The organism is Streptomyces beihaiensis (assembly GCF_026274175.1).
GTDB classification, from domain to species: Bacteria; Actinomycetota; Actinomycetes; order Streptomycetales; family Streptomycetaceae; genus Streptomyces; species Streptomyces beihaiensis.
In genome coordinates this window covers 1-11,092 of sequence record NZ_JAPHNL010000097.1, presented here as the reverse complement: position 1 = coordinate 11,092, position 11,092 = coordinate 1, and the positions used below count along the sequence as shown (strand labels likewise).

Sequence of the window (11,092 nt, the reverse complement as noted above, 5' to 3'; positions counted from 1 at the left end):
GTGCTCGGCGGGCACCCCGGGGGCGCATGGCGGACGACGGAGCTCGCGGCCGCGGCGGCGGCGATGGGCGGCCAGTCCGCGGCGATGCTCGCGGCGGGGACGTCCGCGGCGCCCACCACGTACTTCACCGGAACCCTCACCGCACTCGTCAGCGACACGGTGACGGGCGCCGGCCGCCGCGCCGACCGGTTCCTGGTCGCCGCGCGCCTGTGCGCGGTGGCGGCGGGGGCCTGTTGCGCGGTGGCCGTGCACGTGGCGGCGCCCCCCTGGGGTTTCGCACTGCCTGCCGTTCTCACGGCCGCCGCAGTGGTGTGCCAGAAACCTGCACAGCGATTGCGCATCGCAGTCACGTCGGTTCACGGAAATCCGATGCATGGCCCGGACAACAGTGGCCATTGATGCGCGAGTGTCCGCTTTGGTGAACGTACGCACGGCGGCCTCGGTCAACCCCAGCGGTGAAGGTTGTGAAGGCCCTGCCATCACTTCGTGAACGCCCCTGCACCGTGCGGCAATTGAGCGGGCACATTCCCTCGCATCGGCGAACGTCCGATTGGCTGTGCGATGCGTGGGCGTGCTTTGATCCTGCGCACCGCTGGACGCCGCGGAAGTCGGCTCCGCTGAATTCCTCGGCACGCCCCGCGTTTTTCGAAATACCCAGATACCCATAAGAAGGGCGGCTCATCATGAGCAACTCCCCCAAGGTCGAGACCCTCGAGATCTCGGACGCTGAGCTGGACAACATCTCCGGCGGTCTGGTCAGCGCCGGCGTCACCACCCCGGCCGGTGCCGTGGGCGCCGACGTCGACGTGCAGCTGCCCAACGTCCCCGGTGTTCCCAGCGTGGCCGGCCTGGCCAACACGGTGACCGGCCTGGCCGGCGGCCTGCCCACCGGTGCCGTCACCGGCCTGGTCTCCGGCCTCTGAGCCGGATCCCACGGATCGCCGTGCCGCCTTCCTGACCGGCGGCGCACCCCATGCCTCGGGACCAGCCAGGTCCCGGGGCTTTCGGGCGTCCTGGCCCCGGGGCCGGGACGCAATGTGAGGAAAACACCCGTGCAGTTCCGCCAACAGGCCCTGTCCAAACTGCAGTCACCCGAGGAGCTCGACCTGCCGGTGCGGCTCGCGCGCCCGCAGGGGCTGCTCGTGCTCGCCGTCACCGTCGTGGTGATGGTGGCCGCCTGTGTCTGGGCGGTGACGGGCACGGTCTCCTCGACGCTCGCAGCGGACGGCGTCCTGACGTACGGGCAGGGCAGCTACGTGCTGCAGACGCCCGTGACCGGACAGGTGACCGGCCTGTACGTGAAGGAGGGGCAGCGCGTAGCCGCGAACGCCCCGCTCCTCAAGGTCCGTACGCAGCGGGGCGACCGCACCGTCCGCGCCCTGGAGGCCGGCCGCGTCACGGCGCTCGTCGCACGCATCGGGTCGGTCGTCACCACCGGCGGCGACGTCGCCACGCTGGAGCGGACCGGCTCGGCGCGCGACCCGCTCCTCGCGATGCTGTACGTGCCCGCCGCGCGCGCCGCCACCGTGCCCGCGGGGGCGTCGGTGGACCTCACCGTGCCGACCGCCCAGCGCTACGGCGTGCTGCGCGGCCGGGTCAAGGCGGTGGGACGGTCCCCGCAGACCAGACGGCAGGTCGCCGACTTCCTCGGCAGCACCGATCTGGCCGCCGCGCTCACCCAGGGCGGCGACCGCGTCCCCGTCCTCGTACGGCTGACCAAGTCGTCGTCGACGAAGTCCGGTTACGCCTGGTCGACCGCGGGCGGTCCGCCGTACGCCCTGTCCTCCATGACCCCGGTCGGCGGGTCCGTGCACCTCGCCGACCAGCGCCCGATCGATTGGCTGCTGCCGTGACGACGCCGACGAGGACACAGCTCCCGCCCGCAAGCCGTCGGGGCGACCGACGCCGCGCCCGCCCCGCTCCCCCGCCGCCGCCGAGGCGCGGACGCCGTGTGCGCACACCGACGGTGCTCCAGATGGAGGCCGTCGAGTGCGGCGCCGCGGCGCTCGCGATGGTCCTCGCCCACCACGGCAGGCACGTCCCGCTGGAAGAGCTGCGCATCGCGTGCGGCGTCTCGCGAGACGGCTCGCGCGCCAGCAACCTCCTCAAGGCTGCGCGCAGTTACGGGCTGACCGCCAAGGGCATGCAGATGGAACCGGCCGCCCTCGCCGACGTGCAGGGCCCCGCCATCCTGTTCTGGGAGTTCAACCACTACGTCGTCTACGACGGCACGGGCCGCCGCTTCGGGCGGCGCGGCGTACACATCAACGACCCCGACAAGGGGCGCAGGTTCGTGCCCGTCGAGGAGTTCGACACCAGCTTCACCGGGGTCGTCCTCGTCCTCGAACCCGGCGACGACTTCCGCACCGGCGGGCGGCGGCCCGGCGTCCTCAAGGCGCTGCCGGGACGGCTGCGCGGCACCACCGGCACGATGCTGGCGGCGCTGCTCGCGAGCTTGCTGCTCGTCGGCACGGGCGCGGCGATCCCGGCGCTCAGCCGCACGTACATCGACCTGTTCCTGATCGGAGACCAGACCTCGCTGCTCGGGGCGCTGTTCGCGTCGATGGGCGCGATGGTGGCGTTGACGGCGGCTTTGACCTGGCTGCAGCAGGCGAACCTGCTGCGCGGCCGCATCATCTCCTCGACCCTGAGCAGCGCCCGGTTCTTCGGGCATCTGCTGCGCCTGCCGGTCACGTTCTTCGCCCAGCGCAGCCCCGCCGACCTGGTGCAGCGTCTCCAGTCGAACGACCAGGTCGCCGAGACGCTGGCCCGTGACCTGACGGCGGCCGGGGTCGACGGCATCGTGGTGCTGCTGTACGCGGCCCTGCTGTGGACGTACGACCCCCAGCTCACGCTCGTCGGTGTCGGTCTCGCGCTGCTGAACGTGGTGGCGATGCGGATCGTCGTACGGCTGCGGGCCACCCGCACCCAGAAGCTGCGGGCCGACACGGCGCGGCTGACCAACACCTCGTACACCGGCCTTCAGCTGATCGAGACGATGAAGGCCACCGGTGGCGAGGCCGGGTACTTCCGCAAGTGGGCCGGGCAACACGCCACCACCCTGGAGGAGCAGCAGCGGCTCGGCGTGCCGAGCGCGTGGCTGGGGATCGTCGCGCCGACGCTGGCCACGCTCAACAGCGCGCTCATCCTGTGGATCGGCGGCCTGCGCGCCGTCGAGGGCCATCTGTCGGTGGGCCTGCTGGTCGCCTTCCAGGCGCTGGTCACCCGCTTCACGGCGCCGGTCACCCGGCTCAACGGCGTGGCCGGCCGGGTGCAGGACTTCGCCGCCGACGTGGCGCGCCTGAAGGACGTCGAGAACTTCCCCGTCGACACTCTCTACGCGCGCCCGGAGACCGTGCGCGACACGCGGCGCCTGAAGGGGCAGGTCGAGCTGGAGGAGATCACCTTCGGCTACAGCCCGCTCGACAAACCGCTGCTGTCCGGGTTCTCGCTGGCCGTGGGCCCGGGGCAGCAGGTGGCGCTCGTCGGTGGCTCGGGCAGCGGCAAGTCGACGGTGTCCCGGCTCATATCGGGCCTGTACGCGCCGTGGGAGGGCGTGATCCGCGTCGACGGGCGGCGCCTGGACGACATTCCGCGCGGGGCGCTGGCATCGTCGGTCTCCTTCGTCGACCAGGACGTGTTCCTCTTCGAGGGCACGGTCCGCGACAACGTGGCGCTGTGGGACCCGTCGATCCCCGACGAGGCGGTCCTGGACGCGCTGCGCGACGCCTGCCTGGACGACGTGGTGGCACGGCGGCCCGGCGGTATCCACGCGCGCGTGGAGCAGGACGGGCGGAACTTCTCCGGCGGGCAGCGCCAGCGCCTGGAGATCGCCCGCGCCCTGGTGCGTCGCCCCAGCATCCTCGTCCTGGACGAGGTGACCAGCGCTCTGGACGCCGAGACGGAACAGGCCGTCATGGACAACATCCGGCGGCGCGGCTGCGCCTGCGTGGTCATCGCGCACCGGCTGAGCACGGTCCGCGACAGCGACGAGATCGTGGTCCTGGACCACGGCCAGGTCGTCGAACGCGGACGGCACGAGTACCTCGTGCGGGCGGGCGGGCCTTACGCCGACCTGGTCAGGGAGCACTGACATGACGTTCGCACATGACGGAACCGACATGACGTACACGCCGGACGGTTACGCGGCGGCGCCCGACACCACCGCCGCTGCCGCCTACCCGGCGTTCACGCAGTCCTCCCACTCCGACCAGGTGGTGGCCGCGTTCGGGGGCCTGGGCGCGGCCGTGGACTGCGCGGGGCTGCGCAGCCTGCCGCTGGAGGGGCCGCAGGTGCTGTGGCTCGTCGTGGACGGCGCGCTCGACCTGTTCGCCGTGGACGCGTACGCGCAGGGTCACTGGCACTTCCTCGGCCGTCTGGAGCCGGGCACCTTGCTGCTCGGTCCGGTCGAGGGCACCCAGCACACCCTGGTGGGCCGCCCGCTCACCGGGTGCGCGGTGCGCCGCATACCGCTGCGCGAACTGCCGTACGCGCCCGGGGCGCAAGGCGGCGCGCACGACATGGCGTGGAGCCTGCTGGAGGAGGCGTTCGCGCTGGGCGTCGGACGCGGGCAGCGCGTCCTGTTCGAGGCTCCGCTCGACAACCGGGGCGCCGACCCGGCCGAGGGTGAACTCGTCGGCGACGAAGACGTGTTGTGGCCGCAGCTGACACCGGGCAGCGTGCAGTACGGCGCCGCGTACGCGCACGACGCCGCGGCCGACCTGCTCGTGGACACCGGGCTGTGGCAGCGCATGGTCAACCAGCAGTGGCGGCTGCTCTCCACGCTCGACCGGTGGATCGAGCGCCTGGAGAGCGCGCACGAGGACCGTGCGGCGGCCGGTATCCGCGCGGGCGAGGCGGTGCGCGAGCAGGCCGACCGGACGCTGCTCGCCTCGATCGGCACGCGGCGCGAGCGCGGCCGGGGAGGCGAGGCCGGCACCGACGCCACGTACGCGGCGTGCAAGGTGGTCGCGGACGCGGCGCGCATCAGGCTCGTCGAGCCTGGGCGCACGGGCGCCGTCAGCGACCGGATCGACCCGGTCGAGCAGATCGCGGTGGCCTCCGGCATCCGCACCCGCCCGGTCCGGCTCGCCGGTGCGTGGTGGCGGCAGGACGCGGGCCCGCTGGTGGGCTTCCGCGCGGCGTCGGGGGCGCCGGTGGCGCTGCTGTGGCGGCGTGGCGGGTACGAGGCGGTGCACACGTCGGGCGGGCGTCGTGTCCGGGTCGACGAGGACACGGCGGAGGACTTCGAGGAGCGGGCGGTGATGCTCTACCGTCCGCTGCCCGAAGGCGAGTTGAGTCCGGCGAAGCTGATGCGGTTCAGCATGCGCGCCGCCGCCGGTGATGTGCGCAGGCTCCTCCTGTCGAGCCTGGTGACCGTGGGCCTGGGCGCGCTCGTGCCGCTGGCGACGGGGCAGGTGCTCGGCTCGTTCGTGCCCGACGCCGAGACGAGCCTGATCACTCAGGTGTCCCTCGCCGTGATCGTCACCAGCATCGTGTCGGCGGTGTTCACGCTGATGCAGAACCTGACGGTACTGCGGGTCGAGGGCCGCGTGGAGAGCGCGCTCCAACCGGCCGTGTGGGACCGCTTGTTGCGGCTTCCGACGCGCTTCTTCTCGTCGCGCTCCACGGGCGAACTGGCCAGCGCGGCGATGGGTGTCAGCGCGATCCGCCGCCTCCTGTCGGGCGTCGCCCCGGTGGTCGTGCAGTCCGCGACGATCGGCGCGATGAACCTGGTGATGCTGCTGGCGTTCAGCGTGCCGCTGGCGCTGACCGCGCTCGGCATGCTGGCCGTGGTGGCGGTCGTCTTCCTCGTCCTGGGCATGTGGGAGCTGCGCTGGCAGCGGCGCCTGGTCAAGCTCCACAACAAGCTGAACAACCGGGCGTTCCAGACGCTGCGTGGGCTGCCGAAGCTGCGGGTGGCCGGGGCGGAGAGCTTCGCGTACGCGGCGTGGGCCAAGGAGTTCGCGCGCAGCAGGGAGTTGCAGAGCAAGGCGGGCCGCGTCAAGAACATGACGACGGTACTCGGCGCGGTCTATCTGCCGTTGTGCTCCCTGACCATGTTCATGCTCATCGCGGGCCCCGCGCGCGGCACGCTGTCCGCGGCGGAGTTCCTCACCTTCAACACGGCGGTGACGATGCTGCTGACGTCGGTGACGCAGCTGACCGGCGCGCTCATCTCGGCGGCCGCCGTGCTGCCGATGTACGAGCAGATCAAGCCGGTGCTCGACGCCGAGCCGGAGGTGCGGCCGGCGGCCGCGCAGCCCGGTGAGCTGTCGGGCGCGGTCGAGGCGCGCGGCCTCTCCTTCCGTTACACCGACGACGGCCCGCTGGTCCTGGACGACGTGTCACTGGCGATCCGTCCCGGTGAGTTCGTGGCGGTGGTCGGCGAGAGCGGCTGCGGCAAGTCGACGCTGCTGCGGCTGCTGATCGGCTTCGAGGAGCCGACGTCCGGAAGCGTCCTGTACGACGCCCAGGACCTCGCTGCGCTCGACCAGGCGGCCGTGCGGCGCCAGTGCGGTGTCGTGCTGCAAAACGCCCAGCCGCTGACCGGGTCGATCCTCGACTGCATCTGCGGCGCCGAGGCGTTCACCCAGGAGGAGGCGTGGGAGGCGGCGGCGATGGCGGGCCTGGCCGAGGACATCAAGCGGATGCCGATGGGCATGCACACGATGATCGCGGGCGGCGGCGCCATCTCGGGCGGCCAGCGCCAGCGCCTGATGATCGCGCAGGCGCTGATCCGCAGGCCGCGGCTGCTCTTCTTCGACGAGGCGACGAGCGCCCTGGACAACGAGACGCAGCGCATCGTCATCGACTCGACGCGCGCGCTGCACGCCACCCGCATCGTCATCGCCCACCGCCTGTCGACGGTCCTGGACGCGGACCGGGTCGTCGTCATGTCGGCGGGACGCATCGTCCAGCAGGGCCCCCCGGCGGAACTCCTGCGGGACACGGCGGGACGGCTGCACGAGCTGGTACGGCGGCAGATGGTGTGACCTACGGGCGCGGGCCCGCGGTCACAGCCATCCGCGCTCGTCCGCGGCCCGCAGCGCCTCCATCCTGTTGCGGGTGCCGGTCTTGGCGATGACGGCCGAAAGGTAGTTGCGGACCGTCCCCTCGGACAGGAACAACTTCGCGGCGATCTCCGCCACGGTGGCGGCGTCCCGTGCCGCCCCCAGCACGTCCCGTTCGCGGGCGGTCAGCGGGGAGCGGCCCGCGGCGAGAGTGGCGGCGGCGAGTTCGGGGTCGACGACACGTTCGCCGCGCATCACCCGGCGGATCGCGTCGGCCAGCGCCTCGGGCGGCGCGTCCTTGACCACGAACCCGACGGCGCCCGCCTCCATGGCGCGGCGCAGATACCCGGCGCGGCCGAACGTGGTGAGGATGACGACACGGCACCGCGGCTGCCGCTCGGCGAGCAGCGCGGCGGCTGCGAGCCCGTCGAGTCCCGGCATCTCGATGTCGAGCAGGGCGACATCGGGCTGGTGCGTACGGGCCGCGTCGGCGACCTCGTCGCCCCGGTCGACAGCGGCGACCACCTCGAAGTCGTCCTCCAAGTCGAGCAGCGCGGACAGGGCGCTGCGCATCAGATCCTGGTCGTCCGCGAGCAACAGCCGAATCACACCGAACCGCCTTTCCGGGACTGCGCGTCAGGGGGCGCGGGGACGTCGGCGACGGGGGCCTCCACGCCGATGCCCCCGGTGGCCCCGACGCCCCCGGTGGCCCTGGTGGCCTCCCCGGCTTCCCAAGTCCCTGGAGTCACAGGAATCTCGACGCCCTCGCACGCCCCGGCCGCAGGGGCGCTGCATGCCTCCGGCGTCCGGCGGGTCTCAGGGGTCTGGTCGGGCGCAAGTGCCTCGGGCGTCCCGGGGATCGCGGGGCGTGCGGGGACCGCGGGAACTCCGGCGGCCTCGGGGCCCTCAGCGGCCCCGGACGCCCGGCGTGTCACCGGGCCCTCCGGCACGGTGACCCGTAGGCGCCAGCCGCGTGGCCGGGCGGGGCCCGCGTCCACCGTTCCCCCGGCCTGCGCCACGCGTTCGCGCAGGCCCGCCAGACCGTTGCCGCCGGTGCCGGAGGCGGGGGCGGGGGCGGCCGCGCCGTCGTCGCGGATCTCGACGGACGTCGCGGTCACCTCGACGGTGCAGCGGCTCGCGCGGGCATGGCGCACCACGTTGGTCAGCCCCTCGCGCACGGTCCAGCCGAACAGTTCCTGCCGGTCCGGGGACACGGCATCGGTGGCCGTGGGCAGGTCGGCGGCGACCCCGGCGGCCCTCAGCAGCTCGCGGCCCCTGGCGAGTTCCCCGGCGAGGGTGACCTCCCGGTAGCCGGTGACGGCGGCGCGCACGTCGGCGAGTGCCCGCCGTGACAGCTGCTCGACCTCGGTGATCTCGTCGACGGCGCGCGGCGATCCGCTCGCCGCGAGTTTGCGGGCGAGGCCGCTCTTGACCGTGATGACGGTGAGCGAGTGGCCGAGCAGGTCGTGCAGGTCGCGGGCGATGCGGTCGCGTTCGGCCTGGGAGGCGAGCCGGGCGACCTCGGCACGCGCCTCGACGAGCGATCGGTGCGACTGAGCCAGCTCCCCGAACGCGTAAACGGTCAAAGCGGTGAAGACCAGCGCCACGGCCTCCATCCATCCGGGTCCCTCGTGCCAGGGCCGTACCGCCCACGGCACGACGATCGCGGCGAGCGCCCCCGCGCCCACGATCAAGGCGGCGTGGCGGCGCCAGCGCAGCGCGGCGAACGAGACGATCACCGTGGCGAGGAAGAACGCGTACGCGCGGGCGAACGGGAGCGTCGCGAGGAAGAGAGCCGTCAGCACGGCGTACGCCAGGGCGGGGGTCCGCCGGTGGCCGCGCCCGACGGCGGACAGGGCCAGCAGGTAGCAGACGCAGAAGGCCGCCACGAGCAGGTGTCCGGTGAGTTCCGCCGCACCTGAGGTGTACTGGGCGACCCCGGTCGCGGTGATGACGGGATAGGCGAGCATGCCGGTGCCGAGCCCCGTCCGCCGCCAGCCCTGGGACCAGCGCTGCGGATCGCGGCCCGGCTCCGGTGTCTCCCGCGGCTCCATGACGGGCACGCTAGCACCGCTCCCGACCTGGGACGTCGTCATGCGGAGCGGAACACGGCGCGCACGTCACGGCTGTTGGCGATGACGACCGCGACGAGCAGCAGCACCCCGCACACGCTCTGCTCGATCCGCAGCCACAGGGGGAAGGCACCGGGCAGCGCCACGATGACGGCGATCGCCACCGTCATCACGGCCGTGACGACGCGCAGCCTGCGGTACGCGCCGCGTGAACCGTGGGCCGCGCGGACGGCGAACAGATGGGTGAGCACGGCGCTCGCGACGACGATCACCGTGCGGGTCCAGACGGCGGGGTCGACGACGGCGGAGTCGTGGCGCAGCAGCACCACGGCCACGAGGGTGGCCAGGCTCAGCACGAGGTACCAGGCAACGAGTCGCCTGACGGGGCGGAGGACCGTGGCCGTGGTGCCGGCCGTCGCGGTGGAGGGCTCGGTGGTGGTGGGTTCCCGTGTCGGCTTCATGCTGTCAGCGTGCGGTCGCGAGGGGGTCGCGCGGCAGTGAGCTGCCCCATGACCCACCCGTGACATTTGTCAGGGGTTCCGCCGGGGGTGCGGCGTCCGCCGGCGGGCGCCTGCTTCCCCCGACGGGCCGATCGGCGCCGATGAGTCCGGGGCGCCGCCGCGGTCATGCTTCTCGTACACGTTCGCACCGACCCGAGGGGACGCTTCCCATGACCCGGACCACCGCAGACTCCACCCACCTCACCGACGTCGTGGCCCCGCACGTCGCCAAGGGCCCGGTGCCGGGCGCCGTGGCGCTGGTGGCGCGCGGCGACCGAGCCGAGGTGGCGGTCGTGGGGCACGCCGACACGGAGAAGACCGTGCCGCTCACCCGTGACACGATCTTCCGGATCTTCTCGCTCACCAAGCCGGTCATGGCGGCGGGCGTGCTCACCCTCGTGGAGGACGGCCTGATCGGCCTGGACTCGCCGATCGCCCAGTGGCTGCCCGAACTGGCGGCGCCCCAGGTGGTGCGTGAGCCGTCGGCGCCCGTCGACGACGTGGTGCCGGCGGCGCGGCCGGTCACGGTCGAGGACCTGCTGACCTTCCGCGCGGGCTGGGGCTTTCCCACCGACTTCTCGCTGCCCGCGGCGTCGCCGCTGTTCGGCCTGATGGACCCGTTCGCCCCGCAGAACGTGCCGGACCCGGACAGCTGGCTCGCGGCGCTCGCCCGGGTCCCGATGCTGTACCAGCCGGGCGAGGCATGGCTGTACAACACGTGCTCCGACATCCAGGGCGTCCTCGTCTCCCGGGTCACCGGCCGCCCGCTCCCGCAGTACCTCGACGAGCGGATCTTCCGTCCGCTGGGCATGCGGGACACCGGGTTCGTGGTGCCGGCACACCGGCGCTCCCGTCTGGCGTCCCTCTACGCGCCCACGCCCGAGGGAGGCGCCCGGCTCGCCGACGCCCCGGACGGGCAGTGGAACAGCGCGCCCGCGTTCCCGTCCGGCGCGGGTGGTCTGGTCTCCACCGCGGACGACCTGTGGGCGTTCGGCCGCATGCTGCTCGCGGAGGGGGACGGGATCCTCTCTCCGGTGTCCGTACGGCAGTTGACGACCGATCACCTGACGGGCGGCCAGCGGGCGGCGGCCGACCTGTTCCTGGAGGGGCAGGGGTGGGGCTACGGCGGGTCGGTCGACGTGGCACCGCGCGAGCCCGGCCAGGTGGCCGGCCGCTACGGCTGGACCGGCGGCAGCGGCACCGCGGCCCATGTGACACCGTCGACCGGCACCGTGACCGTCCTGCTGACCCAGTACGCGATGACCGGCCCGACACCGCAGCCGATCATGCGGGACGTGTGGGCGTACGCCGCGTCCTGAACGTCACCGCTCCCGCACTCCCCGTTGACAGGAACCCGTGCCGAGCGAGATGTTCATGCGTGAAACTGCGCGCAGCGCGCAGCTTTCACGCACAAGTAAACAACTTGCCGGTCGTTCTGAGCGGAGAGACGCACCCCATGCGAACACCCCATCAACGACAAACGCACCGAAGAGCCCGCGGTTCGGCG

9 protein-coding genes are annotated in these 11,092 nt (G+C 72.9%); 6 read left to right on the top strand and 3 right to left on the bottom strand.

What is annotated here, in order from left to right; translation table 11 throughout:
• The 5 genes from OFY01_RS11100 to OFY01_RS11080 all read left to right on the top strand — a co-directional run.
• The coding region (locus OFY01_RS11100; protein ID WP_266598784.1) for a DUF1275 family protein at window positions 1-399 on the top strand (399 nt) is incomplete at its 5' end.
• Window positions 400-683: 284 nt separating this feature from the next.
• The gene (locus OFY01_RS11095) at window positions 684-923 is read left to right on the top strand and encodes a type A2 lantipeptide (RefSeq protein ID WP_266598782.1); all 240 of its coding nucleotides are present in this window, start codon (window positions 684-686) and stop codon (window positions 921-923) included.
• A gap of 129 nt (window positions 924-1,052) precedes the next feature.
• Window positions 1,053-1,853 (top strand): HlyD family efflux transporter periplasmic adaptor subunit, encoded by an 801-nt coding sequence (locus OFY01_RS11090; protein WP_266598780.1) that lies wholly within the window; start codon window positions 1,053-1,055, stop codon window positions 1,851-1,853.
• Window positions 1,838-4,093: an NHLP family bacteriocin export ABC transporter peptidase/permease/ATPase subunit gene (locus OFY01_RS11085; RefSeq protein WP_407700318.1), complete on the top strand. Its 2,256-nt coding sequence runs from the start codon at window positions 1,838-1,840 to the stop codon at window positions 4,091-4,093. The genes OFY01_RS11090 and OFY01_RS11085 overlap by 16 nt, the downstream gene beginning before the upstream one ends.
• Window positions 4,094-4,121: 28 nt before the next feature.
• Window positions 4,122-6,995 (top strand): NHLP bacteriocin export ABC transporter permease/ATPase subunit, encoded by a 2,874-nt coding sequence (locus tag OFY01_RS11080; RefSeq protein ID WP_266598786.1) that lies wholly within the window; start codon window positions 4,122-4,124, stop codon window positions 6,993-6,995.
• 21 nt (window positions 6,996-7,016) lie between these two features.
• Here OFY01_RS11080 and OFY01_RS11075 read toward each other — a convergent pair whose 3' ends face one another.
• Genes OFY01_RS11075 through OFY01_RS11065 form a run of 3 tightly spaced genes read right to left on the bottom strand, consistent with a single transcriptional unit; the run spans window position 7,017 to window position 9,546 of the window.
• Window positions 7,017-7,622 (bottom strand): response regulator transcription factor, encoded by a 606-nt coding sequence (locus tag OFY01_RS11075; protein ID WP_266598776.1) that lies wholly within the window; start codon window positions 7,620-7,622, stop codon window positions 7,017-7,019.
• Window positions 7,619-9,067, bottom strand: coding sequence for a sensor histidine kinase (locus OFY01_RS11070; protein ID WP_266598774.1), 1,449 nt, complete (start codon window positions 9,065-9,067; stop codon window positions 7,619-7,621). Before OFY01_RS11070 ends, OFY01_RS11075 begins: the two co-directional genes overlap by 4 nt.
• A gap of 38 nt (window positions 9,068-9,105) precedes the next feature.
• Window positions 9,106-9,546 (bottom strand): hypothetical protein, encoded by a 441-nt coding sequence (locus tag OFY01_RS11065; protein ID WP_266598772.1) that lies wholly within the window; start codon window positions 9,544-9,546, stop codon window positions 9,106-9,108.
• Between the two features lie 209 nt (window positions 9,547-9,755).
• On the opposite strand from OFY01_RS11065, the gene OFY01_RS11060 reads away from it, so the two are divergent.
• Window positions 9,756-10,904 (top strand): serine hydrolase domain-containing protein, encoded by a 1,149-nt coding sequence (locus tag OFY01_RS11060; RefSeq protein WP_266598770.1) that lies wholly within the window; start codon window positions 9,756-9,758, stop codon window positions 10,902-10,904.
• The last annotated feature ends 188 nt before the right edge of the window (window positions 10,905-11,092 follow it).

Excerpts from the sequence above, each read along its gene's own strand:
- OFY01_RS11095 (WP_266598782.1), top strand. The coding sequence starts at position 684 with ATGAGCAACTCCCCCAAGGTCGAGACCCTCGAGATCTCGGACGCTGAG.
- OFY01_RS11080 (WP_266598786.1), top strand. The coding sequence starts at position 4,122 with ATGACGTACACGCCGGACGGTTACGCGGCGGCGCCCGACACCACCGCC.
- OFY01_RS11070 (WP_266598774.1), bottom strand. The coding sequence starts at position 9,067 with ATGGAGCCGCGGGAGACACCGGAGCCGGGCCGCGATCCGCAGCGCTGG.
- OFY01_RS11065 (WP_266598772.1), bottom strand. The coding sequence starts at position 9,546 with ATGAAGCCGACACGGGAACCCACCACCACCGAGCCCTCCACCGCGACG.
- OFY01_RS11060 (WP_266598770.1), top strand. The coding sequence starts at position 9,756 with ATGACCCGGACCACCGCAGACTCCACCCACCTCACCGACGTCGTGGCC.